Annotated in this window: 28 protein-coding genes; 13 read left to right on the forward strand and 15 right to left on the reverse strand. The window is 52.3% G+C overall.

Translation table 11 applies throughout. From position 1 onward, the window contains the following. Positions 1–68: 68 nt before the first annotated feature. The 6 genes from R1T41_RS07655 to R1T41_RS07680 are packed head-to-tail and all read right to left on the reverse strand — an operon-like array spanning position 69 to position 4,754. Positions 69–1,142 (reverse strand): transporter substrate-binding domain-containing protein, encoded by a 1,074-nt coding sequence (locus R1T41_RS07655; RefSeq protein ID WP_317341026.1) that lies wholly within the window; start codon positions 1,140–1,142, stop codon positions 69–71. Further along, a complete protein-coding gene (gene dnaQ, locus R1T41_RS07660; protein WP_114109242.1) occupies positions 1,072–1,776 on the reverse strand; it encodes a DNA polymerase III subunit epsilon in 705 nt (234 codons plus the stop codon). The genes R1T41_RS07655 and dnaQ overlap by 71 nt, the downstream gene beginning before the upstream one ends. A gap of 1 nt (position 1,777) precedes the next feature. Next, positions 1,778–2,371: a dephospho-CoA kinase gene (gene coaE / locus R1T41_RS07665; protein WP_317341029.1), complete on the reverse strand. Its 594-nt coding sequence runs from the start codon at positions 2,369–2,371 to the stop codon at positions 1,778–1,780. Positions 2,372–2,402: 31 nt separating this feature from the next. Continuing rightward, positions 2,403–3,269, reverse strand: coding sequence for a shikimate dehydrogenase (locus tag R1T41_RS07670; RefSeq protein ID WP_317341031.1), 867 nt, complete (start codon positions 3,267–3,269; stop codon positions 2,403–2,405). 30 nt (positions 3,270–3,299) lie between these two features. Further along, the gene (locus R1T41_RS07675; protein WP_317341032.1) at positions 3,300–3,896 is read right to left on the reverse strand and encodes a Maf family protein; all 597 of its coding nucleotides are present in this window, start codon (positions 3,894–3,896) and stop codon (positions 3,300–3,302) included. A 33-nt stretch (positions 3,897–3,929) separates the two neighbouring features. Further along, positions 3,930–4,754, reverse strand: a complete 825-nt coding sequence (locus R1T41_RS07680) for a pyruvate, water dikinase regulatory protein (RefSeq protein ID WP_037989244.1) — start codon at positions 4,752–4,754, stop codon at positions 3,930–3,932. Positions 4,755–5,420: 666 nt separating this feature from the next. Between R1T41_RS07680 and hemE the strand changes: the two genes are divergently transcribed. The 3 genes from hemE to hemJ all read left to right on the forward strand — a co-directional run bounded on the left by hemE (position 5,421) and on the right by hemJ (position 8,309). After that, the gene (gene hemE / locus R1T41_RS07685; RefSeq protein WP_317341036.1) at positions 5,421–6,458 is read left to right on the forward strand and encodes a uroporphyrinogen decarboxylase; all 1,038 of its coding nucleotides are present in this window, start codon (positions 5,421–5,423) and stop codon (positions 6,456–6,458) included. A 179-nt stretch (positions 6,459–6,637) separates the two neighbouring features. Next, complete coding sequence (gene hemH, locus R1T41_RS07690; protein ID WP_317341038.1) at positions 6,638–7,750, forward strand: ferrochelatase; 1,113 nt, start codon at positions 6,638–6,640, stop codon at positions 7,748–7,750. 130 nt (positions 7,751–7,880) lie between these two features. Then, positions 7,881–8,309 carry a protoporphyrinogen oxidase HemJ gene (gene hemJ, locus R1T41_RS07695; RefSeq protein ID WP_317341039.1) on the forward strand — a complete coding sequence of 143 codons (429 nt, stop codon included), beginning with the start codon at positions 7,881–7,883 and terminating at the stop codon, positions 8,307–8,309. 111 nt (positions 8,310–8,420) lie between these two features. Here the strand turns inward: hemJ and secB are convergent, their stop codons facing one another. Both secB and R1T41_RS07705 read right to left on the reverse strand, forming a co-directional pair. Next, the gene (secB, locus tag R1T41_RS07700) at positions 8,421–8,915 is read right to left on the reverse strand and encodes a protein-export chaperone SecB (protein ID WP_062950026.1); all 495 of its coding nucleotides are present in this window, start codon (positions 8,913–8,915) and stop codon (positions 8,421–8,423) included. A 389-nt stretch (positions 8,916–9,304) separates the two neighbouring features. Next, positions 9,305–9,883: an FxsA family protein gene (locus tag R1T41_RS07705; RefSeq protein ID WP_062950024.1), complete on the reverse strand. Its 579-nt coding sequence runs from the start codon at positions 9,881–9,883 to the stop codon at positions 9,305–9,307. A 382-nt stretch (positions 9,884–10,265) separates the two neighbouring features. Here R1T41_RS07705 and R1T41_RS07710 point away from each other — a divergent pair, with 382 nt between their 5' ends. From R1T41_RS07710 to R1T41_RS07720, 3 genes are all read left to right on the forward strand, one after another. Further along, positions 10,266–10,982 carry a Tim44/TimA family putative adaptor protein gene (locus R1T41_RS07710; RefSeq protein ID WP_209220759.1) on the forward strand — a complete coding sequence of 239 codons (717 nt, stop codon included), beginning with the start codon at positions 10,266–10,268 and terminating at the stop codon, positions 10,980–10,982. 236 nt (positions 10,983–11,218) lie between these two features. Then, the gene (locus R1T41_RS07715) at positions 11,219–12,490 is read left to right on the forward strand and encodes a murein transglycosylase A (protein ID WP_317341043.1); all 1,272 of its coding nucleotides are present in this window, start codon (positions 11,219–11,221) and stop codon (positions 12,488–12,490) included. Further along, positions 12,490–12,855, forward strand: a complete 366-nt coding sequence (locus R1T41_RS07720) for a Dabb family protein (protein WP_062960362.1) — start codon at positions 12,490–12,492, stop codon at positions 12,853–12,855. The genes R1T41_RS07715 and R1T41_RS07720 overlap by 1 nt, the downstream gene beginning before the upstream one ends. A 153-nt stretch (positions 12,856–13,008) precedes the next feature. Here the strand turns inward: R1T41_RS07720 and rlmN are convergent, their stop codons facing one another. The 6 genes from rlmN to R1T41_RS07750 form a co-directional block, all read right to left on the reverse strand. After that, positions 13,009–14,253 carry a 23S rRNA (adenine(2503)-C(2))-methyltransferase RlmN gene (rlmN, locus tag R1T41_RS07725; RefSeq protein WP_317341045.1) on the reverse strand — a complete coding sequence of 415 codons (1,245 nt, stop codon included), beginning with the start codon at positions 14,251–14,253 and terminating at the stop codon, positions 13,009–13,011. A 289-nt stretch (positions 14,254–14,542) separates the two neighbouring features. Then, entirely contained in the window at positions 14,543–15,091 is a 549-nt protein-coding gene (locus R1T41_RS07730) for an invasion associated locus B family protein (protein ID WP_062950014.1), read from the reverse strand. 197 nt (positions 15,092–15,288) lie between these two features. Beyond that, entirely contained in the window at positions 15,289–15,546 is a 258-nt protein-coding gene (locus R1T41_RS07735) for a hypothetical protein (protein ID WP_147253485.1), read from the reverse strand. 381 nt (positions 15,547–15,927) lie between these two features. Then, a complete protein-coding gene (locus R1T41_RS07740) occupies positions 15,928–16,425 on the reverse strand; it encodes a polymer-forming cytoskeletal protein (RefSeq protein ID WP_231858178.1) in 498 nt (165 codons plus the stop codon). 303 nt (positions 16,426–16,728) lie between these two features. Next, positions 16,729–17,409: an EI24 domain-containing protein gene (locus tag R1T41_RS07745; RefSeq protein WP_209220762.1), complete on the reverse strand. Its 681-nt coding sequence runs from the start codon at positions 17,407–17,409 to the stop codon at positions 16,729–16,731. 481 nt (positions 17,410–17,890) lie between these two features. After that, the gene (locus R1T41_RS07750) at positions 17,891–18,586 is read right to left on the reverse strand and encodes an outer membrane lipoprotein carrier protein LolA (protein WP_317341051.1); all 696 of its coding nucleotides are present in this window, start codon (positions 18,584–18,586) and stop codon (positions 17,891–17,893) included. 232 nt (positions 18,587–18,818) lie between these two features. Here R1T41_RS07750 and gshB point away from each other — a divergent pair, with 232 nt between their 5' ends. From gshB to R1T41_RS07770, 4 genes are all read left to right on the forward strand, one after another. Further along, on the forward strand, positions 18,819–19,763 hold the full coding sequence (gshB, locus tag R1T41_RS07755) for a glutathione synthase (RefSeq protein WP_209220763.1): 945 nt from the start codon (positions 18,819–18,821) through the stop codon (positions 19,761–19,763). Between the two features lie 241 nt (positions 19,764–20,004). Continuing rightward, entirely contained in the window at positions 20,005–21,462 is a 1,458-nt protein-coding gene (locus R1T41_RS07760) for an alkaline phosphatase D family protein (RefSeq protein ID WP_317341053.1), read from the forward strand. A gap of 22 nt (positions 21,463–21,484) precedes the next feature. After that, entirely contained in the window at positions 21,485–22,105 is a 621-nt protein-coding gene (locus R1T41_RS07765) for a glutathione S-transferase (protein WP_317341055.1), read from the forward strand. A gap of 117 nt (positions 22,106–22,222) precedes the next feature. Continuing rightward, positions 22,223–22,486, forward strand: coding sequence for a hypothetical protein (locus R1T41_RS07770; RefSeq protein ID WP_317341057.1), 264 nt, complete (start codon positions 22,223–22,225; stop codon positions 22,484–22,486). 30 nt (positions 22,487–22,516) lie between these two features. Here the strand turns inward: R1T41_RS07770 and R1T41_RS07775 are convergent, their stop codons facing one another. After that, the gene (locus R1T41_RS07775) at positions 22,517–22,993 is read right to left on the reverse strand and encodes a MarR family winged helix-turn-helix transcriptional regulator (RefSeq protein ID WP_209220765.1); all 477 of its coding nucleotides are present in this window, start codon (positions 22,991–22,993) and stop codon (positions 22,517–22,519) included. 133 nt (positions 22,994–23,126) lie between these two features. On the opposite strand from R1T41_RS07775, the gene R1T41_RS07780 reads away from it, so the two are divergent. The 3 genes from R1T41_RS07780 to R1T41_RS07790 are packed head-to-tail and all read left to right on the forward strand — an operon-like array spanning position 23,127 to position 24,565. Beyond that, entirely contained in the window at positions 23,127–23,600 is a 474-nt protein-coding gene (locus R1T41_RS07780) for a VOC family protein (RefSeq protein WP_317341058.1), read from the forward strand. Positions 23,601–23,658: 58 nt separating this feature from the next. Beyond that, the gene (locus tag R1T41_RS07785) at positions 23,659–24,096 is read left to right on the forward strand and encodes an SgcJ/EcaC family oxidoreductase (RefSeq protein ID WP_317341060.1); all 438 of its coding nucleotides are present in this window, start codon (positions 23,659–23,661) and stop codon (positions 24,094–24,096) included. A 43-nt stretch (positions 24,097–24,139) separates the two neighbouring features. Continuing rightward, a complete protein-coding gene (locus R1T41_RS07790; protein WP_317341061.1) occupies positions 24,140–24,565 on the forward strand; it encodes a VOC family protein in 426 nt (141 codons plus the stop codon). The last annotated feature ends 71 nt before the right edge of the window (positions 24,566–24,636 follow it).

The following is a 24,636-nucleotide window of genomic DNA, read 5'->3' on the forward strand; positions in this document are numbered from 1 at the left end:
GGGTTCTGCTTAGCACACAGGGTCCAGAACTTGATGATTGCAGGATGTCCGCGTCTTCACAAACTGTGTCAGTCATCCCGCCCGAAAAGATCAAGACAGGCGACACCGTTATTATCGAGATTCAACATTGCCCTCAAAAAGGCGCTGTCGATATCCGAAGATAGGCCATGTTTTTCGCGTAATTCGATGAATTGACCACTTTTCTTATTCTTATCAAGGGAATTTTGTAGGGTTTCTACTTCATCAATCGGAGCAGCGTTGCTGATCGCCATATAGAGGAAACAGCTGCGATACGGCAAAATGCCGTCAATGTCGCGTTGCTGTGCGCTAGGATCAACAATGTCGCGATAGTGTCGCAATACAGAACCACCAATCGCAATCAGATCAACTCGGTCGGCCTGCAGCATCGGCAGTAGAAGGTCTTCACGCGGCACCAGAACAAGCTGCTGTGCGCCACGTCTGCGCAAATAGGGTTCACGGGCCGATCCCAGCAAAACCCCGATACGAGCCGAAGCAAGGATTTCCTCGAGCGGCATGTTTTGCCATTTCGCATCCGCGTAACCATACAGGTTCCAGATCGTGCGGCTTATCGGGCCAACCCATTTAAAGCTGTCCTCACGGTCAGCCGTGCGAGTTGTCGGATAGATAACATGCCGGGCTCCCTGCATTGCCTGTTCCATGACGCGTTTCCAAGGCGCTTGCTCGGCAATGACATAAGGCAGACAGGCATCCTGAAAGACTGAGACGACAAGATCATCGAAATAACCAGGTTCGGGGCGAATGGGATCACCACCACCTTCTGACCGGTGGATGGTATAAGCAAGTTTTCCATTGATAAAACTGTCTGTTGTCTGCTGCTGAACCGGAATTTCGGGTTCGGGCAGGTATTGCGCTCGAACATCCTGTACCGCAAATGCCAACACCAGCAGAGCAATCACCGAACAGCCGATAATGTCCGACCCTTTAAAAACCGACCGGCCCAAGAATAGACGTTGAAAAAGTGGAGAGAGGATTTGGCGAAGAGAGCTAAATTTCAAAAAAGCGGCATATCGGAAAAACATGCCGGTCACATCAAACTTCTTCGCGCTTGAGCCAGATGGCAGCAGAGAACTTTTTCTCAATATAGGTCTGGTGCGCCGCAAGCTCATCTTCACTGAGAATATGTGGTCTTGGTTCCAGGTAGTTTTCTTTTGGCCCCACAATACGCGGCGTATCAATGACAACCTTTTTAGTAACCTTGGAATCAAGCGAAAGGCCGTGCTGCCGACCACCCAGCAGTTCAAGATAAACCAATGCAAGAAGGTCGGAATCGAGTAGCGCCCCGTGCAAAGTACGGTTCGAGTTATCAATTTTGAAGCGGCGGCATAGCGCATCAAGACTGACCGGGGATCCGGGGAATTTTTTGCGCGCCATCTGCACGGTATCAATCGCGCGGTCCATCGCTATTTTCGGCTTGCTCAGCCATTCAAGTTCCGCATTCAAGAATTTCATATCGAACGCGGCATTATGGATCACGAGTTGTGAGTCATCGCCGATAAATTCGAGAAAATCGTCTACCACCTCCGCGAAGACCGGCTGGTCTTTGAGGAAATCGTCGCCAAGGCCGTGGACATCGAATGCCTCTTTGGGCATTGGACGCTGCGGATTGATATATTGATGATATTGCCGCCCGGTCGGCATGTGATTGAAAAGCTCGATACACCCGATTTCCACAAGGCGATGGTCAGCATAGGGATCAAGGCCTGTGGTTTCCGTATCAAGGACAATTTCACGCATATCAGGTCCGATTTTCCAGTTGGTCAACGATGGTTCGTATCGTAGCGAAAGTTACAGCCCGACCCAAGCCTGTCGGAATAATAAAATCAGCTTTGCGACGTTTTTCGCGATCCGGCATCTGTTTGGCAAGAATGGCGGAAAATTTGGCGTCCGTCATCCCTGATCGCGCCATAACACGTTGGCGTTGAATGAATTTCGGTGCCGATACTACCGCAACGTCGTCACAGCGTTTTTCACCTGCTGTTTCAAACAAAAGTGGAATATCCAGCACAACCAGTGATCTTTGCGCCAGACGGTTAAGTTTGAGAAATCTGTTTTCTTCAGCCCGAACCAGCGGGTGCAGGACGGCTTCAAGACGTTTCAGCGCATCGGAATCGGCAAAAACGATTGCCCCCAGTATCTGGCGATCAATCCGGCCGTCTTTCAGAACATCGGGGAATACGGAGATGATAGGATCAAACGCCGCCCCGCCCGGTACCATCAAACGATGAACGCTCTCGTCGGCATCATGGACCGGCACGCCAAGATAACGAAACATCCCCGCCGCGGTCGATTTACCCATGCCGATGGACCCGGTCAGTCCCAAAATAACCATAATAAATAGTGCCTTGTGATCTTAATTCGGATTAATCCGGCGAAAGAACAAATTCGCGAAGCTCTGGCGTGACTTCCGGATCAATCCCGAACCAGCGATGGAATCCCGGACGTGCCTGATGCAACAGCATGCCCAGCCCATCAACCACCGGATTGCCACGTTTTTTGGCCTGTGCCAGCAGATCAGTGATCAGCGGCACGTAAACGATATCGGTCACAAGGGCGGTTTTTGGCAAACCTTCAAGATCGATTTCAAGTTTCGGCTGCCCGACCATACCAAGGCTTGTGGTATTAACCACAAGCGACGCATCGGCCAAATCCGCCGGATCAAGCGGCCAGTTCACCACTTTGATGCGCGGATCGTTAATCTCGGCCGCCAGATCATCGGCACGTTTGCGTGTCCGGTTGGCGATGCGGATTTCAAGGATTCCTTCGTCAAGCAAGGCAACCAAAACCGCCCGTGACGCCCCGCCCGCCCCCAACACCACCGCAGGACCTGGTGCAAAATCGATATCCGGAGCTTCCTGGCGAAGGTTTTCGATAAAGCCGAACCCATCGGTGTTATCGCCCAATACGCGGCCGTCCTTGGCAAAGGTCACGGTATTGACTGCCCCAATGCGACGGGCACGGTCGGACAGTTCATCACATTCGGGCATCGCCATTTCCTTTTGCGGAATGGTGACATTGACCCCGGAAAAACCCAGATTACGCAAGGATTTCAGGGCATCCTGAAAATTCTTCGGTTCGACTGGAAGCGGCATATAGGAACCGTCGATCCCGTATTTTGCCAGCCAGTAGCCATGCAATCGCGGCGATTTGGAATGTGACACCGGCCAGCCCATCACACCGGCAAGGCGCGAGGTACCCGACAGCGTTCGATAAGGAATCCGCGAAGTCATGATGAAAATTTCCTGCCTTAATGTCGTTTATTATGCTTTGAGAATACCGTGATCGCGCAAGAAGCCAATCAGCGGCAAAAGCGGCAAACCAAGCACAGTGAAATAATCACCGCGGACTTCGGTAAAAAGCTGTGCGCCGATACCTTCAAGCTGATAACCGCCAACACAGTTATAAATCTCTTCCCCGGCAGCATCGAGATAGTCTTCGAGCCATTCATCAGTGAAGTTGCGGACAGTCAGATGGGCGGTATCGATGGTACCCCAGATGCGCGAACCTTCCTTGTAAATCACCGCTGCTGAAACCAGCTGATGGGTTTTACCACGAAGGGCGTGCAGCTGGGCGCGGGTATTATCGCGGTCGCGCGGCTTGTCAAACCAGATCCCGTTGCATTCCAGCATCTGATCGGCGGCAATAACGATGCCATCGGGTTGCTGCCGATACATGCGCAACGCCTTCATTTCGGCAAGCGTTTCGGCAGCTTCGGCAGCACTGGCACCTTCGGCCTTCATCGATTGCTTGTAACCGTCTTCGTCGATCATCGAGGCAATTGCCTCACAATCCACACCGGCATTTGTCAACATGGAATGTCGGGCTTTGCTGCTAGACGCCAGAATCAGTCTGGTCATGTATTGGTACCCTGTAATTACGTGATGTCTTAATTAATGACCGCGCCGGTCATACATGGTCGACAGAATGATAGCAGCCGTTTCTTCGATCGAACGCCTTGTGACATTGATAATCTTCCAGCTGCGATCAGTAAAATAACGGCGTGCCTGATGGACTTCGTTTCGCACGGCAACCGGGTCGACATAATCCCCGCCCTCACCCCGTTCGATCTGGCGCAAGCGGTTTTTGCGGATCGATACCAGTTGATCTACATCCTTGATCAGGCCAACCACCAGCGGATTTTTGAGTTTGTCGAGTTCCGGTGGTAACGGGCAACCCGGAACAAACGGCACATTCGCGGTTTTGATACCGCGATTGGCCAGATAGACCGAGGTCGGGGTTTTTGACGTGCGCGATACACCGACAATCACGACATCGGCTTCTTCAAGATCCCAGGTCGATTGCCCATCATCATGGGACAAGGTGTAATCAATGGCTTCGATCCGGTTGAAGTAATCCTCGTCCATTTTATGGAGAGCCCCGGTACGGCCGCGCGATTGCTGCCCCAGATAACCCGCCATCATGGTGATGGTGTTATCAAGCACATGGCTGTGCGGAACCTGCAGACGGCGACAGCCTTCTTCGAGCTTGCGACGAATATCCATATCGAAAACCGTATAAAGCACAATGCCCGGGTTGCGTTCAATATCGGCCAGAACACGGGCAAGCTGTGCATCAGTGCGGATCAGTGACCAGACATGTTCATGTGCGCGTACATCGGGAAATTGCGCGATGCAGGCACGCGCAACCCCGTCAACGGTTTCACCGGTGGAATCCGATACCAGATGAAGGTGAAAGATATTGTCGTCGTCAATCATCGCAGTCCTGCAATCTGCCAGCGTTTCACATCACTTAACCGAAATCCGGTGTTCGATATTTCGATCATCTGTCATCTGACAGGGCACTGCAATCCCAACCACAAATTAAACCGATGGAGTCGGGCCTGTGGATAATTGTGGATAACGGGGGCGACTCCGGCCAAATTTTTTCCACAGATTTTATCCTGCACGTCATACAAAATTTCTCAAAGCAACCATCCCACGGGGGATAGTCGGAAAATTTTTTCCCTAATAGCAGGGATAACAAGGCAAAAACCAGATTAATCCCCGTTATCCCCATTATTCAAAAACGGCTTTTCCCAAGCTTACCTTTGGGAGTTGTTCGGAGTCGTCCCCAGTTTTCCCCAAGATAGTTTGAGATGAATCATTTTTCCCGAGTCGCAATGTGGATAAACTGTGCACCAAATTTGATCCCCGTTATCCACAGGTAACCACTAACAAACAACATCCTTTTTTATTAAAGAAGGTTTTGTTAGAGACACGGTGGAAAAACGGCCTGGACAGGCTTCAGGACACAATTCATGGGTCAGGAATAGGAAACCGGACATAAACGTCAGGCTATCGTGCCTGACAAAAAGGATCGGGACTAGCATACCCGGAAACGCCCCTTGAAAGGCAGTTCCGGGCAGTCAAACAGGAAACGTCATGCCCAAACCAACCAAGACCTTTTTGCGTGCCCTTGCCGGTGAAACATTGCCGGTACCGCCGATCTGGCTGATGCGCCAGGCGGGTCGCTATCTTCCGGAATATCGCGCAACACGGTCCGAGGCAGGTTCATTCCTCGATCTTTGCTATAATCCTGATCTTGCCTGCGAAGTTACCTTGCAGCCGCTCAGGCGCTATGACTTCGATGCGGCAATTCTGTTTTCCGATATCCTCGTCATACCACAGGCACTTGGACAGCATTTGGCCTTCAAGCAGGGAGAAGGACCGCAGCTTGACGCCATTCGCGATGCATCTGGCCTTGGTATACTAAATGTTGATCGCATTCACGATACGCTGGGCCCCGTTTACGAGACAGTGGCAAAGCTTTCGACATCCATTCCGTCACATATTTCCCTGATCGGCTTTGCCGGGGCGCCATGGACCGTGGCAACCTATATGGTTGAGGGCAAAGGCAGTAAGGATTTTGCCAATATCAGGCGATTTGCCTATGGCGATCCGGACGGATTTTCACGTTTGATCGACATTCTTGTAGAAGCCACGACGCAATATCTGCTGAAACAGGTCGAAGCTGGTGCAGAGTGCATCCAGCTGTTTGAAACTTGGGGCGGAGTACTCTCGGAAAACGGGTTCAGACGCTGGGTGATCGAACCGACTAAAAAAATCGTCACAAATCTCAAGGCAGTACATCCGGATTTGCCGGTGATTGGCTTCCCAAGGGGTGCTGGTTTGCATCTGATCGACTTCAAACAGCATACCGGTGTGGATGCGGTTGGTCTTGATAGTGGCGTTCCATTGAAATGGGTGGCGGAAAACCTTCAGCCGCTGGGACCGGTACAGGGAAATCTTGATCCGATGTATCTGATTACCGGCGGGGACGAGATGATTGAAGAGACCCGCCGTATTCTTGATACGCTGCGCAATGGTCCGTTCATTTTCAATCTGGGCCATGGCATCACGCCGGAAACATCGCCTGAAAATGTCGGCAAACTGGTCGAATTTATTCGAAATTATCGGTGATAATTGAAATCGATCAAATCGATTGAAAAATTCAATGCGTAAAATGGCTTAAACCCGTTGCGCTTATATCCTGTTTGGCCATTATGACCGCGGGATCAAAGGAAGCGGGACGGGTTTATCCAAAAACGAGGCTTCCGGAATGAACCGGACAGTTTCAAAACGCCATGAAGGATATGCCGATGTCCGAGACGAAGCGTAAAAAACGCGCGATAATTCTTTTCAATCTGGGCGGGCCGGATGGGCCGGATGCGGTAAAACCGTTCCTCTTCAATCTGTTTAATGATCCGGCGATTATCAGTTTGCCCAATCCGTTCCGGTATTTTCTGGCAAAGCTTATTTCCAGCCGCCGCGCGCCTATTGCGCGCGAGATTTATGATCATATCGGCGGAAAATCGCCGTTGTTGGAACTCACCCAGGATCAGGCAGATGCGCTTGAAACAGCGCTTAACGGGCTTGATGACGGTTATGAAAACCGCTGTTTCATTGCGATGCGTTACTGGAAACCGTTTGCCGATGACAGTGCGGCTGCGGTAAAGGCATGGGGTGCGGATGAACAGATTTTGCTGCCGCTTTATCCGCAATTTTCAACGACCACCAGCGGCTCATCGGTCAAGGACTGGAAACGGGCTTGCCATAAGGTTGGTTTGAATACGCCGATAAAAACCGCATGCTGTTATCCGACCAATCCGGGTTTTGTTGAAGCATCTGCCGAAATGGTCAAGGACGGATATGAAAATGCCCTGAAAAAGTCGGTCGAGCTTGGCGTTGGTAAGCCGCGCCTGCTGTTTTCCGCCCACGGGGTACCAAAGGCCGTGATTACCAAACGCGGCGATCCCTATCAGTTGCAGATTGAAAAATCGGCCCAGGCCGTGGTCGACAAGATGGCGATTGCGGATTTGGACTGGCTGGTCTGCTATCAAAGCCGGGTTGGTCCGATGGAATGGATTGGCCCCTCGACCGAGCACGAGATTGAACGTGCCGGCAAGGATGGTGTACCGCTCGTGATCGTTCCGATTGCCTTTGTCACCGAGCATTCCGAAACGCTGGTCGAGCTCGATATCGAATATCGCGAGATTGCCGACGAGCTGAAAATCCCGGTTTATGAACGGGTTCGTACCGTGTGTTCGCATCCGCGCTTTATCAGCGGACTGGTTGAAGTGGTCAACGAGACGCAGCAGACACTTGATCAGAACGGACCCGATGATTACGCGGTGGAAACGCGTGGTTGGTGGTGCCCGGACGAACATAGCTGTGCCGTTGCCAAGCAGCCGCTGGGTGCTGGCAAAGCGTGATAGAATCCTGATCCCAGGCGCGATGCGGCAGGCGGTTATGTGTTTGGGCATTTCCGCATGCCGTTCAAGAGGTTATTCTGTTTGAAATCGCCTGATATCGATGATCCCGGATCGACCAGAAGAGAGAGACATGGATACCTATAGCGTCATAAAATCCCTGCATGTCATCAGCATCATTGCTTGGATGGCAGGAATTTTGTATTTGCCGCGGCTTTTTGTTTATCACTGCGAAGTAGCGCCAGGTTCGGAAGCGGCCGAGAAGTTCAAGATCATGGAACGCCGATTGCTGCGTGCGATCATGAATCCCGCGATGATTGCGGCCTGGATTTTCGGGGGCTACCTGATTCATGCCAGCGGTGCGATGACCGAAGGATGGTTCCACGTAAAGCTTTTGTGCGTTGTGATCATGACCGGCATCCACATGATGCTGGCGCGATGCCGTCGCCAGTTTGAAGCGGACAATAATACGAAACCGCAAAAATTTTATCGTATTATCAATGAAGTACCGGCAGTTTTAATGGTGATCATTGTCTTTATGGTGATCGCGCGGCCGTTCTGAGCCAGAATCATCCAAGCTTGATCACGAATATCATTTCGTTATTAAAATAAAAAGGCCGCCCGTTTGGCGGCCTTTGTTTTGATATCGTACCAAAACGCTCAAAGCAGGAAATCAGGCGTTGCCTGCAGGCTGGCCTTCCATCTGTTTGGCGAATTTCTTGCGGAAAAGATCAGCAAAATCAATCTGCTGCATCATCAACGGTGGGAATCCGCCATCGGCCGTCAGGTCAGAGATGATTTTGCGGACATAGGGGAACAGCATACGCGGAACTTCGATCAGAAGAACCGGAAGGCGGTGTTCGTCGGCAACATTAAGCGTTACGACCGCGCCATATTGAAGTTCGGCAATGAAGGCGACCTTGTCGGCAACATCGGCCTTGACGTTGATCTTGACGGTAACTTCGTGAAGTTTCTGGTCCTGCGTGGTGCGCGCCTCAACATCGACGTCGATGTTGATTTTCGGCTGCTGCTGCAGGGCTACGCTTTCCGGTGCATTCGGATTTTCAAAGGAAAGATCCTTTATGTACTGGGTATGGATCGTGATCGGGTTGCCAGCCGGCTTCTGTTCTTCGCCGCCCTGTGCTGCACCGGTGGTGTTTTCGGCCATTAAAGTCTAACTCCCTTAAATCTTGGTCTTGATCAGAAACAAGCCGTTCAGAATGTATCTGCCAAGGCATTGGCTACATGGTCAGATAATCTGAAACTGGCTGATATGCTTGTTTCTGACGCCGCAACCCTGCGGCATGTCTTCTCATGGCCTAGCATGTCTTCCGGGTACGGGCAAGAAAATCGCCGTAACATCCCGCAACGTCATAAATGGCGCAACATGGGCATTTCGTATGTGATTTCCTGTGGTCTGTTTGGTCAGGTTTAAAGAACGTCTTGCAAGGCATTGAACATGCCACCAAAACGAAAACAGGACCCGGCGTATGGCCAAAGGTCCTGTCGATATCGATCAATGCAAACGGTTACGCCAAACGAGGCGGAAGATCGATATTACAAATTTTTGGGTGGCAGATTGCGGGGATCATCATCATTGGTGTCGTGACCCGTTCCATCTCGGCCCTCGCCATTTCCGTTGGCTGGACTGACATTTTCGAAATCACCATCAATGATCGGACCACTGCCTGGACGTCGCCCGGGGCGAGCAGAAGCACCGCCTGATGACGAGCCCGGATTGCCATAGGTTCGGCGCGAGAAATTGGTGCGGATATTACCTGACTGAACCAGTTTCATAATGACGCCGGCACCAACCGCCCTGCGTAGTGGTGGGACCAACAACAGGAAGCCCATGGTGTCGGTGACAAAACCCGGAGTCAGAAGCAGCACACCGGCAACCAGAATGCAGATGCCGTCAAACAGCTCGCCAATCGGCATTTCGCCCTGATCCATCTGGGCCTGTGCACGTGCAAGGGTTTGCAAACCCTGGGCGCGCATCAGCGAGGTTCCGACCACGGCGGTCAGGATGACGATGCCAATCGTCGGCCACAGGCCAATCAGTTCGCCCGCCTGAATGAAGACGGCAATTTCGATGATCGGCATGGCCACGAAGATGGCCAGAAAATAAAAGCCCATTTTTGCTCCGCTCGGCTTTGCATTTGGTCGATATGATCAGGTTTGATCACAGCCTGTCAGGCAAACATACTTTGACAGGACCGGTCCGCAAAGCGCAGTATTGCATAAACATGTTGGTTTTCAGGTATTTCGCTTTAATCTTGCCTGAAATACTTTCTGAATTTGGCGGCAAACTACCGGTATAACTGGACGAAAATGCGGCAGTTTACCACCGTGTTCGCGACAATATGATGATTGTGCGAATGAACATGGTGAAACCGATCACATTTTAAATGCGATCGGGAGTTGCCCTTGCATTCGCTTCGGTCCATACCATTTCTCGACCACGGCAGTTTTGCTGTTTTTGGCGTTTTTCGAAACCTTACAGATCAAGAGTCCGGGCTTGCAGTATTTCGACATCATTCTTTTCGCATTGATCGCTGTTTTTCTGGTTTTGCGCCTGCGCAGTACCCTTGGGCGCCGCAATGGCGAGGAAAAGCAGGGGCCAACGGATGTTTTTGGCCGTCGTTCACACGAGGATGACAGCAAAGGTGCCAAAAATGGCGCACCGCAACCGACGGATAATGTATATCGCCTGCCCGATGCCGATAAGGCAGCCGGAAAGGCTGACGGAACGGTCGCAGCCGACAGCAGCACCTTTGGCGTATTGCAGCAAATCCAGAAAGCCGATCCCGACTTTACCCAGCAGGATTTCCTGAACGGGGCGCGAATGGCATTCGAAATGATTGTCGAATATTTTGCCAAGGGCGACAAGGATGGTTTGAGCCCGCTTCTTTCAGCCGAGGTTTACAAGAATTTTGCCGCAGCCATTGATGCCCGCGCCGAAAAGGGCGAGCGCGAGGAAACCACCCTGGTCGGTATCAAGAGTGCTACCATCCACGACGCCACGCTTGAAGGCCGAACCGCCTATATTACGATCAAGTTCGTGTCCGAGGAAGTATCGGTCATTCGCAACAATGACGGCGATGTGGTTTCGGGCGATCCGAATCAGGTGATCGAGGCCGAAGACCTTTGGACATTTGCGCGCAATATCGAAAGCCGCGATCCCAACTGGCAGCTGGTTGCGACCGAAACGCCGGAAGAAGAAACCACGCAGTAGGTTTCACTAGGATTTTGCAATGGCTTGGCGCATTGCGGGACAAAAAGACAAAGGCGATCCATACGGATCGCCTTTTTTATTGCCTGATTTTACCGGTTTGATGGCCTCCGGCAGGTTTCGATTATCGGCTTGTTAAACATGTTTTTGGACAATCGCGGCAAATAATCGAAATATTCGAGTATTGATCAAACAATCATGCCGATTTTGATCCGAATTTGCAGATAACGGGTTTTGCCTTGAAAAGACGTCTGGTTTTGTCGCGCCTTCTTTCATTTTTTGCGGTTTTTATCGGGGCGGCTGGTGCCCTTGTCTGGCTGTTTTGGACCGATATCGCCGGTCTTCTCGGACTGGGCGACGTGGTTGAAAAACCTGCTGATACGCTGACGCTTAACGCAACTGATTTCAGCCAGCTTGATGGTTGGCAGACAGACGATATGCGTGGCAGCCTGAAAGCGTTTCAGCGGTCCTGTGCGGCAATGATCAAACGAGGCGATGAACGCGATATCGGCCCGGACCCGCGGATGGGAACGGTTGGCGACTGGCGCAGATTATGTGAAACCGCATTGGCGCTGGAGCCCGATACTATCCGCAAGGAAGATGCACGAACTTTTTTCCAAAGTGGGTTCAAGCCATATCTGGTCGGAAATAACAATGATCCCGAAGGATTGTTTACCGGTTATTTCGAACCGGAACTGCGTGGTAACCTGACGCGCGAAGGACCATTTCAGACGGCGATCTACCTGAAACCCGAAGATATGGTTTCCATTGATCTTGGTGCGTTTCGCGAGGACCTTAAGGGCACAACGCTGGTTGGCCGGATCGAGGGTAAAAGCGTTAAGCCGTATTATGACCGAGAAGCGATTGAAAATGGTGCTCTTGCCGGGCGTGATCTTGAACTTGTCTGGGTTGATGACGCGGTGGATGCATTTTTCCTTCAAATCCAGGGATCAGGCCGGGTTGTGTTGCCAGATGGCAGTGTATTGCGCATCGGATATGCCGCCACCAACGGCCATCCCTATTTCGCCATTGGTCGGGAATTGATTGAACGGGGTGAACTGACGCGCGAAACCGTATCGCTGCAAACCATTCGGCAATGGTTATCCACCCATCCGGATCAGGCCGATGATGTGATGAATACCAACGCATCCTTTGTGTTTTTCAATCCGCTGAAAACCGATCCGGATGACCCTGATGCCGGGCCGCTTGGATCGCAGGGCGTACCGCTGGAACCAGGGCGGTCATTGGCCGTTGATCGGCGTTTCCATGCCATGGGAGTTCCGATCTGGCTTGAAACCGATGATGCGATGAATGCCGATGCCAGATTTCATCGTCTGATGGTTGCGCAAGATACGGGCGGCGCCATTCGTGGCCCGGTACGCGGGGATATCTTCTTTGGTCCAGGCGAAGATGCCGTCCTGCATGCCGGTCATATGAACCGCATGGGACGTAAATTTGTTTTGCTGCCGGCGTCTGTTGATCCGGCCAAACTGGCGGAGGCCAAACCCTGATGTTGCGTCACATCGTGCTGTTACAGATCGGAGACGGTGTTTTGGCAGCACAGATCACGGACCTTCTTGAAGAATTATCGCAAGTTGCCCTTGAAACGCCGGGAATTCTGGCCTTTGCTGCGGGTCCCAAAACATTGGGGAGCGGGCTTAGTCAGGGTTTCACCCATGTATTGACCATTGATTTCGTCGATGGGGCGGCCCGTGATGCGTATCTTTCCGGTCTGGACAAGGACGGGGTCGGTCGCCGTATTTCAGAAATGACGGTCGGTGGGCTAGGCGGAGTCCTGGCAATCAATCTCGATATTTCGGATATGAAAACGCCCGACGACTTACCTCCGAAGAAACTTCAGGCGAAATGGATATAATTATCAATCAGATATAAATGATTGATTTTATTTTTATAAAAGATGTTTCTTCTTGGCAGTAACAAAGGTGGATATTTTCCACCAAAAAAGAAAACGGGCAGGATGAACCTGCCCGTTTGTAATTCCAGATGTTTACCGTGTTCTGCGCGGTAGTTACTGTGCGGCAACCACATTGGTACTATCGTCGCCGGAAGCATTGCCACAGCCGCCGACACGCGATTTACGCTGGCGCTGGCTTTCGGATTTCAACTGGCCACAGGCGGCCAGAATATCGCGGCCACGCGGCCAGCGGATCGGTGCTTCGTAGCCAAGTTCAAGCAGCGTATGGGCGAATTTCTTGATATCGTTGGTCGGCGTGCACTCATAGTCCGAACCCGGCCATTTATTGAACGGGATCAGGTTGAATTTGCAATGGACGCCCTTGACCAGCTTTGCCAGCGCACGCGCATGTTCCGGTTTGTCATTCACGCCTTTAAGCATCACATATTCCATGGTGATCGGGCGCGAATTGGACATGCCGGGATAATGACGGCAGGCAGCCATCAGTTCCTTGAGAGGATATTTCTTGTTGATCGGCATGATTTCGTTGCGCAGATCATCATCGGGCGCATGCAGAGAAATCGCCAGACCAACACCAAGTTCCTCGCCGCAACGTACGATTTCCGGCACCACACCCGATGTGGACAGGGTGACGCGACGGCGCGAGATTGAAATACCTTCGCCATCCATGGCGATTTTCAGCGCTTCGCGGACATTTTCATAGTTAAACAGCGGCTCACCCATGCCCATCATAACGATGTTCGACAGGCGACGGATGCCGTTTGCCGGGGTTGGCCATTCGCCGTAACTGTCACGAGCAACCATGAACTGGCTGATGATTTCACCGGGTGTCAGGTTACGAACCAGAAGCTGGGTACCGGTATGGCAAAACTTGCATGTTAGTGTACAGCCGACCTGCGAGGAAATGCAGACAGCCCCGCGATCTTCGTTGCGATCCGGGATATAGACGGTTTCGGCTTCGTTGCCGTCGTGGAACTTCATCAGCCATTTATGAGTATCGTCCGAGCTTTTCTGATCGGCTGTCAGAGCCGGGCGGCCGATATAGAAGTCCTGTGACAGGCGATCGCGCAGCTTTTTGGAAATGTTGGTCATATCCTCGATATCTTTGACACCGCGGTTGTAGATCCAGTTCCACATCTGTTTGACGCGAAACTTGCTTTCGCCCATTTCGCCAAGCAGTTCGGTCAGCTGATCACGCGACAGTCCCACGAGATCACGACGTCCGTCGGCAGCCTGCCCGTTTGCGGCGCGCGTTACGAAGTCGGTCAACGTCGGGCCGCTCTGGCTGGTGGCGGCTGCGGCATTTGTGGTCGCGTTCTCGGTCAGGACGTCGGTCATCCCGGGCTCTCTCTTTGGTTCTGGCAGTTTTATCGGCGTTTGTTCTTGGTCATCAGGCGGCATCAGCACCGTTTCCGGCTTTGTGCATCCGATGCGCGCCGGATTTGCAACGGTGCGGGACTATAACAGATTTTCCCGCGAAATGCTTTTGGCGCACAAACCATGGCCCCGCATATAGCGGGGCCGGGGCAATTTACAAACGATAAAATTCACATTGCAGCTATTTGCCGGACGCGATGCAGGTTTACAAGCGCCTCAAACCGCAGGGATTTATCGGTTCGTCGTTCGCTCAGCTAACCGGTTTGGCGTCGCAAGCCTTTGAAATCGCGTTATAGGCTGCGGTAAACCCGGAAAGTGAATAAGTATCGGTAGTTTTCGTCCCTCGCGATGAATTGCCGACGACAACCATATTGCTGCCGGCCTTCATGGCGCTAACCAGTTTGCGATCTTCCTCGCCATTCACGGCCCAGGCTGAGTCCTCGTAGGTAAACAGCTTGAAGCTTTTGGAATCGATTCGAAGGTCAACATCGCTATCTTTTTCATAGGTATAGCCGGTAATGAAGCTGACTTCGTTGAACAGTTTTAGCGCCGGGCGGTGCGTAACCATGACATAGATTTTGCCGCGCTGGGTATAATCGCCTTTGGCGGAGGTCGGCTGGCTACCGATATAGCAAACTTTTTTGCCTTTTTCGGAATAGCTATAAGCTTCCCATTTTCCATATACATCAATCAGTTGCGGCGCATTTTGCGCAATCGCAGCCTGAGAGACCAAAGCGACGAGGGCGGCAGCTGCACCTGCCAGCGAATTTCTGACAAGACGATGGGCGTGTTTTTTCATGGGCTCGCGTATCGTGTCTGAAGTTTCGGAACGATGACTTTAAACCCGCCCGATGTGGCGGATTTATGAGGAACTTTCACCCGAGAGTGCCGGTAAAAGGTAAATATTCGACCAAGGAAATCCCGCCATATCGCGAAACTTGAAAAAATCGACAGCGATATGGGAAAATGGTGCAAATAGCTGTTCCTTCTGGGGTTTTAACCTTTGTTGTCCGCGGCAATTCGGGCCTTGACCACCTGATCAAGGCAATCCTGGACAGAGATTTTATCGGCACTTTTGCGTTTGCGGGCCAGCATATGGGTCATCTTGCGTGTTTCCCCTTCTGCTGCCGGGAAAAAGAACGCATCAAAAGAACATTCCTCGGAACGGTATTGCCAGACCCGTGCAGGACCCTCGCCGCGGGTCATTTCGGGTTCGCCGATTTTTTGCTCTACCGCATCCTCCGAGAGACCCATCAGGGTTTCAGCCCTGATCGACTTAAAGGGAACGGGCGGAATGGCAACCGTTATGCGGGGGGATTGCGATTTGGCAGTGCCGGTCGGGTTTACAGCAGATTTAGTTGAAGTGTTGGTCGGTTTCGTTGTTGCGGTCCCTGTACCGCCAGAAAGAGAATTCCCGGATTTTTTCGGGATATCTTGGGTCACGCGTGGTGAACTGGTTGACTTGGCCTTGCCATAGTTCTGATTTGTGCTGCCAGGCGGGACAGCATTCCCACCACATGCCACCAGCGACGTCGCGATCAGTATCATCGCGCAGAGAAGCCCGGCGGGGTGTTTACCGCGCCGGGGCTGTATCGGGGTTGTTTGGGTCAGTGAGCGGTTTATGCCGGTCACGGATCAGATATCGTCGCTTTTGCGTGGAATGGTGATTGCAGCAGAATGGCCGGTACGGCTGGTACCGTCGTCGCTGCCTTCAACATATTCCAGCGAGCCCTTGATGCGGGCACCGTTTTCAATCTGAAGCGCACCATAGGTGATCTTGCCATTGATATCTGCCGAGCCGATGACAATGACACGACGTGCCGTCAGGTCGCCTTCGAAAGTGCCGCTGATTTCGGCTTCGTCGACCTGCGCGGTACCAACGAAGGTGCCGCCTTGGGAAACTTCAAGACGGGTGCATTCCTTGATCTGGGCTTCGACATGGCCCTCAACGACGAGGACGTCGCAGGAACCGATTTCACCAGCCAGACGAATATCGCGGCCAACCGTCAGTTTTTTGCCCTCGGTGTGGCTTGGGGTGGCACTTGGACGACCAGCACTGCCGCGGGTCGGAATTTCAAGCGGGCGCTTCGGGATTTCCGGACGGAAGCTGGTGGAATGCGGTTTGCTGGACATTTTCGGTTCTTCCTTTGTGCGCGGCTGAGTAAACAGCTGCGGCTCACTACGTTTTTCTGTTTTTGTGGCGGTATCGTTGCTGGCACTCGCACTTTCGCTCGAAGCCGGTTTGATCGGCGAGGAAGCTGCGCTGTCGGAAAGACCGCCGGAATTCAATCTGGAAGAAGATGTATCTGACGAAGCCGGGCTGCTGTCGACTGTTTTGTTGGCTTTTTTCTTTCCGAACATGGGGATGACCAAATCCTTGTCTTGCAGTTTCGTTTCAGGTTTCCGCCATTCTATCCGATGCCCACCGGAATGGCGTCAGACGGTGATCCGGTTTTCGAATGCACCCAGACGGACGGAGTAATGCACCATAAAGGCAGTCGCGATAATCGGCGCCACAAGGTTGACCAGCGGCACGGTCATCAGGAATGTCAGGCCGATTCCGGCAAACCAAAGTTTCGTCTGGCAACTTTTGCGAATGGCATTCACCGTGCGAACATCATAACGACGTGCGGCGACCAGTTCAAAATATTCGCGCGACAGCAGATAGCCATTCATCGCATAAAACGCGATAACATATACTGGACCTGCTAAAAGAAGCGGCAGGATCAGGATGTTAAGGGCCAGCGCCGTCAGCGCAAATTTAAGGCCACTGATCAGGGCCTCGGAAATCGGTTGCGGGCGTGTTTCAGGCAGGGTCGGGTAATATTTGTCTTCGACCGCATCGGCGATCTGATCAAGCAGCAGGCTCGAGATCAGGACAGTGGTAGCCGGAAACATTAGCAGCACCAGAAACGCAAGACCCACGCCAAGCAGCCAGTCAGCCGCCGTTTCCATCCAGCCACCATCGGCAAAGAAGGTGATCGAGTTCAACCCGAATCCGATCAGCATCCAAAGCCCGACTATTATCGCCAGGGCGCCGGCAACACCGATCAACACAACCTTGCGAAATCGCGGGTCGGAAAACTGGGAAACGGATTTCAGAAAATCATTGATCATTGGCGGTTTTATCCTGCTGGCACGGTCACGATTGCGCACAAGGGAATCATGTCAAACATTACTAGGCAATCAAAATTAACAGGCCGTGAAATCAGAGGAGAATTTGACAAATTTTTAGCCCGAAGCGTCGGATAACCTACGCTTTAGGCAGAAAAAAGGCGTCCGGCCAGGGGGGAGAACCGGACGCCAGCGCTCCGATGATCTGGAGCGTGAGGAAAGGTAGGGGAGACCTGTTCCTCACACTTGGCTCCCACATCAAAATTCGGGAACCTTGTGACAGATTTTTATATAGGGACTGAAAGCCGCGTCTGCCATAGATCAGAGCCGCATATCGGCCATAAATTTCATGCATGCAGGTGAAAAATTACAATCTGATTGATCGTTGCGAAACGACAATATTTGCAAGAGCTTGAATCGGAATGCTTAACCGTTCTGTCAGACGGTTTTGACAATTTCGTGAAGTCGATGGGAAATCTTGAAATCAGCCGCGCTGGTTGGGCCAGATACGTTCGAACTTGAATAATTCCGGGTCGAGCGTGACACCTTCTTCTGTATTGAACAGGGTCACTGTCGTTTCGATCCCGGCGGGGTCGGTGACAATCCACTGGCGCAACTGCATCGGGTTTTCCTGGAATACAAGCGTGACACTGCCAGCACCCTGATCGGATTTGCGGACCATTTCGACGCGCATGGTTTCTGCAGTCCGTTTGAAATCGACAACCTTGACTTCGCGCGTTAGCGAGACGTCTTTTGCCAGAATGATTCCGGCTGGGGTTTCGTCGATGTCAAAATAGGTCGGAGCGTTGATTTCCTTGTCATAATAGATGAAATCGGATCCGGTCGAGACCAGCAGAATCTGGGCCGGCGGATTATACTCAAATCGCATCTTGCCGGGGCGCTCCATATAAAGCTTCCCCTCGGCAGCAGCACCATCCGACGAAATCTGGACAAAATCGGCTTTCAGCGTGGTGATGTCTTCGAGATAGTTTTCGATCTTGTCGGTGGTTGCCTGATCAATCGCTCCCGATTGTGCAAGTGCATTTGCCGGGGTCAGGCTAATTGAAGCCGGTGCGGCAATCGCAAAGGCGGTCGCAAAGACCGATGCCGCCGTCATGGTGCGGAAGCGCGCGCCCATCTGTTTGATGCGGAATTTGCCGAATTTGCTGAAGAACGCCATTTGACAGCCTGTTTACCCGTTTAAGAAATTATGTGATCGCGATTGCGAAACCCGAATGGCGAATGATAAAAATTCAGCCAAATTGTAACCAACCACAATATGTACAACATATCGCATCATTTGGCCGGGAAGGCCAGCCGGGTCAAGTCGCGCCCGCAAATGATCACAATTGGCCGGGTTTGGCCGCATTTGCAGCAGTGACCGGCTTTCCGGCAACAGGAGAAAGCGTTTCATGAGTCGCACCGTCGCTATTCAGATGGATCCGATCGCATCGATCGATATCAAAGGGGATTCAACCTTTGTCATGGGGCTCGAAGCCCAAGCACGCGGTTATGACCTTTTGCATTATCATCCTGATGACATGTTTTATGACCGTGGCCGGATCAAGGCCGAAGTCCGCCCGATGAAGCTTCGCTACGAAAAGGGCAACCATTACGATCTTGGTGATGCAAAGATCATCGACCTTGCGAAGGAAACCGATGTGATCCTGATGCGTCAGGACCCGCCGTTTGACATGAATTACATAACGGCAACCCATCTGCTTGAAGCTGTTCATCCGGAAAGTTTCGTGGTTAACCATCCTGGCCATGTGCGCAACGCACCGGAAAAGATTTTTGTCACCGAGTTCCCCGACCTGATGCCGCCGACCCTGATTACCCGCTCAGCTGCGCGCATTCGCGATTTCCGCGAGGAATTCAAGGATATCATTGTCAAGCCGCTGTTTGGCAACGGCGGGGCTGGCGTGTTTCACCTAAAACCGGGGGATGAGAACCTTAATTCGCTGTTGGAACTGTTTGCCGTCCAGTCGCGCGAACCGCTGATGGTCCAAGCCTATTTGCCGGACGTGCGCAAAGGCGACAAGCGCATCATACTGGTTGATGGCAAACCGGTCGGTGCGATCAATCGCGTTCCGGCAGAGGGCGAAGCACGGTCGAACATGCATGTCGGCGGGGTTGCCGAAAAATCCATGCTGACCCCGCGTGAGATTGAGATTTGTGAACGCATCGGGCCGGAACTGAAAAAGCGCGATCTGATCTTTGTCGGGATTGATGTGATTGGTGACTATATGACGGAAATCAACGTTACCTCTCCTACCGGACTCCAGGAAGTGAACCGGTTTGATGGATCGAAACTGGAATCCCTGATCTGGGATGCGATTGAAACCCGCCTATCCTGAACGGATTTCAGGACGGTACGATTTTGGGGCCAAGTGGTATAACCACTTGGCCTTTTTTCTGGTTTTTCGGTCTGGTTGAAACAGATGGCCGTGAAATGGCCGGATTTTATCATCAATTCTGCACCAGTTAGCTGCCCATATCGGTTGATGTGACCGAATTCATGCCCGCAGGCTGGAACCAAATGCCTGTTTCTGCGTATGATTTTGGGGATCAATTATCAACAAAGCGGAATCCGATTGCATGGCGGATAAGCAAAACAGCGCAATTTCAACGAATGGCACCTTTGGTCCGTTTCTGTTTGCGCGTGGCAGCGACGATAAAACAGCCCGTCTGGCCGCCCTTGTGGTGACGCAGGAAGGGGACGATCCGGCCGAGTTTCGCATCATGGATAAGGACATTGTGACCCCGGCAAAGCTCGCGACCCGGTTTGGACGCGATTACTGGCGCTATGATTTCGAGCTGCCGGTTGCATCGGATGCGCGTTACAGTTTCGATACCGAAACATATCATGTGAATACCGATATGACCCATGACCTTCGGATCGGGTTTGTTTCGTGCAACGGGCAGGAAGACGGCGATTTGGACCGGCCTTTGGCGGATCGCAACGCGCTTTGGATTGATCTTGGTCACGAGCATGAGAAACGGCCCTTTTCGCTGCTTTTGCATGGCGGGGACCAGATTTATGCCGATGGTGTTTGGGAATGCCATCCTGATATTGTCGCGTGGCAAAAGATGCAAAAGCGCCAGAAACTGGCGACAGATTTCACGCCAGACATGCATGACGGCGTTCTGAAGTTCTATCTTGAACATTATCTTGAAATTTATGGCCAGCCGCAGATCAGCCATATGCTGGCGCGCGTGCCGTCTTTAATGATGTGGGATGATCACGATATTTTCGATGGTTGGGGCAGCCACAAGAAATGGTTCCATGACAGTATGGTTGCCAAGGGCATATTTGACTGCGCGCGCGAGGCATTCTGTTTGATGCAGCTTTGCACGGCACCCGACGATCTGGCTGGCAAGATTATTGATCGCAGTGGGGAAAGCCTTGGCTGGCGGACGGATTTTCCCGAATTTTCGGTGATTGCGCCCGACCTCCGGTCGGAACGGACCCCGCATGCGATCATGGGCGAACATGGCTGGCGGGACATGATTGCGACACTCGATACTGTTCCGGAACATAATCGTATTTTGTTGATGTCGAGTGTGCCGGTAATTGGCCCGCGCCTGTCGCTGGTCGAGGCGATTTTGCACCTGATGCCCAGTGCCCAGAAATACGAAGATGACCTGCGCGATCAGTGGCAAAGCCGCTGGCATCGCAAGGAATGGTGCCGTCTTCTGGAAACGCTTGAAGAAGTTGCGAATGATCGCAATCACGATATCACCCTGCTGTCGGGGGAAATTCATGTGGCGACGCGAGGCACGTTTGAAACAGGTGGAAAAATCATCCATCAACTGGTGGCATCGGGGATTTCACATACTGCACCTCCGGTCGCATTCGCACGTGCACTTGGTCTTCTGGCGTGGATTGGTGACAATCCCCTGCCTGGTCGCCCGACGAAGCTTAAACCGCTTCCGGGGCGATTTGGCACCTACTGCGCGGCGCGCAATTACCTGACACTGGATCGCGAGGATGAAAACTGGCGGGCCAACTGGCATCTGGAAAATATCGGCTGGACGCCGGATTTAAAGATTTAGGGAGGATCGCATAGTACCCACCATGCAGCTTTATTACGCACCGACTTCGCCATTTTCGCGCAAGGTCCGGATTATTGCGCGTGAATTGGGGCTTGAAGGCAAGATCGCCGAAATCATGATCGATCCTTGGACCGATGCGGCGTTACGCGAACACAATCCGCTGGCCAAGGTACCGACTCTGGTACTTGAAAACGGGATGGCGGTGTTCGAGTCTGCGGTGATTTGTGATCACCTTGATGAAGTTGCCCGTGCGAATAGTGATGAGACCGGCATCATTCCGCAGGAAGGCTCCGAACGGCTTAATGCCCTGCAGTGGCAGGGATTATCTGACGGCATGATGGCGGCAACCGGTCGACTTTTTGCCGACAGCAAACGACCAGAAAATGAACGTTCCGATTTCGTAATGGATCGGCAGCATGCGGCAGTCCAAAGAAGCATTGACGCCATAGAAGGCGGCATCCTCAGTCTTGCAGCAGGCCGGCCCGATATCGGCACTCTGTCCGTCGCAGCCGCCCTTGAATATGTCGATTTTCGCTGGCCAGACGGGCGCTTTGCCCTTTCGGATGATCTGCGTCACTGGATGGCGGCACTAGCAGATCGTCCATCAATGATCGCCACGCGGTATCATCTTTTGCCGGCTTGACAGACCTGACCTGCATGGATGCGATATTGCCCGTGCAGTTTATACCGGCTATAGCGTGGTCGGGCTGCCAAATGTGCTATGATGCCGGGCAGCAACTTTTCAGATGAAACGGGTTTCATGACCGAAATTACCAAATCCATGCGTGAACGGGCCTGGGCCAGGGCCGGTAAAATCCAGGGCGAGGATTCCGCCGAAGTGCGCAAGCACCGTGCGAGCGGCATCACGATGAAAAAGGAAAGCTTTGGCAAGTTCCGCAATTTCGGCTGGACCGTGGTCAATGGCGTTGCCGTCCCGTGCCGCAAGGAATTCCTGCCACCACGCGATGAAAACGTGGGTGTTGGCGAAAATCCTGATGAAGATAAGGCAGCATCCGAAGATTAAGCTGTGATTGGCTTGACGCACTTTACCGGATTAGCCGGCATGTTCCCGTGACAAGCTGACCAGATCAGCCAGAAGCTGTGACGAATCCGGACCGGCAACCATGCTTTCAAGTTCAGCCTGGGTTTTTTGCCAGATCGGAAAGGCGCGCATCAGAAGCGCCATGCCCGGGTCGGTCAGGGTCAGAAGGCGACCGCGTTTGTCCTTCGGGTCGGGCTGAATATTAACCAGCCCGCGTCGTTCCAGCGGCTTGAGATTGGCCGTCAGTGTCGTTCGATCCATTGCCAGCAAATTGGCGACATCCTGCATATGCGGTGGTTCGGGCCGGTTAAGTGACATCAGCAGGGAAAATTGCCCGCTGGTCAGATCAAGTGAACGAAATGCATCGTCAAACCGTCGCGCAATCGTGCGCGCGGCCCGTCGGACATGCAGGCATAGACAACTGTCACGCACCATCAATGTCGATGAAAACGGGACTTTATCGTTCTGGTTGAAATCTTTCTTTGACATGAATTAATTATGTTGATATCAACGTATTTGTCAAACGGGAAAATAAGAAAAAACTGATCAACCCTTTGGTTCAAAAGCGCCACCACGCCTTTGATCTTTACGACAACCTTCTGAGAGGCAAGGAGGAAGCCCAATGCAGAAGATAAGCCCCTTTTTGTGGTTTGACGGCAACGCCGAAGAGGCCGTCAATTTTTATGCGTCCATTTTTCCAAATGCCAAGATCGGCGAAATCCTGCGCAGCAGCAAGGCAGGACCCGGACCGGAAGGCAATGTTTTAACCGTAAGTTTCGAGCTGGAAGGTCTGCAGTTCACGGCTCTTAATGGCGGGTCGCAGTTCAGGTTTACCGAAGCTGTTTCCTTCACCGTATCCTGCAATGACCAAGCAGAAGTTGATTATTACTGGGACTGCCTTTCCGAAGATGGGGAACCCAGACAGTGTGGATGGGTAAAAGACAGATTTGGCCTTTTCTGGCAGATCACTCCGGTCCGCCTTATCGAACTGATGAACGATCCGGACCCCGACATAGCCGCCCGGGTGGCAACAACCATGATGTCGATGGACAAATTCGACATCGCCGGGATTGAACGTGCCGCCAAAGGCATCTGAAAACTCCACACAAAACTTTAGCCAGTCCCTCGCACCACCAAGGCAAGGAAATTCCCCCATGACTGATAAACAAATTAAAGATCAAGCGGCCATTCGTGAGATTTTCACCCGTTGGTCAACGGCGGCACGCAACAAGGATCTCGACGGTATCATGGCGTTATATAGCGATGATATCTGCTCCTATGACGCAGTCGGTCCGCTGCAATTTAGTGGCCGGGAAGACTACCGTGCCCATTGGGAACGCTGTATGGCGTTTGATGATGAATTCATCATGGAACCGCAGGAACCGACTATTCGTGTTTCCGGTCATCTGGCGGTTGCACGGTTCCTTATCCGGTGCGGTATGCGCAAGGAAGACGGAACCGAGCAGGCAAGCTGGATGCGGTCAAGCTATCACCTTGAAAAGCAGGGTGGTGAATGGCGCATCGCGCATGAACATTTTTCCGTGCCCTTTGATTTTGAAAACGGTGCCGCCCAGTTCGGGCTGCAGCCGTAAATCTCCAAACCAACCAGATTTTTACACATAAAGGAACGCTCCGATGAAACTGATCACCTATCTGAATTTCGATGGGAACTGCCGCCAGGCATTTGAATTCTATCAATCCATCCTGGGTGGTGAACTGATTATGATGCCGTTCGGCGATACACCTATGGCTGCTAACTCGCCCGAGCATAATGACAAAATTGCCCATGCATGCCTGATGGGCGATGGCTGGCATTTAATGGCATCCGACTGCCCACCGGAATATTTCACCAAGATGCAGGGTATGACTGCATCCCTGCATCTTGAAAATGCGACTGATGCCAGAAAGATGTTCGATGCCCTTTCCAAAGACGGCCAGGTGACCATGCCGTTCGAAGAAACCTTCTGGTCGCCGGGCTATGGCATGTTTACCGATAAGTTCGGTACACCCTGGATGATCAATACTGATATGTCGCCGGAAGACAGCGCTGGTTGCGCCTGATCTGTCGCGGATAAACGACTTGTTGCCTTGATCCCCGTTTCCCGCCAAAGTGGTATATAGAACTTGGGGTT

It is taken from the genome of Thalassospira lucentensis, assembly GCF_032921865.1.
Lineage (GTDB): Bacteria > Pseudomonadota > Alphaproteobacteria > Rhodospirillales > Thalassospiraceae > Thalassospira > Thalassospira lucentensis_A.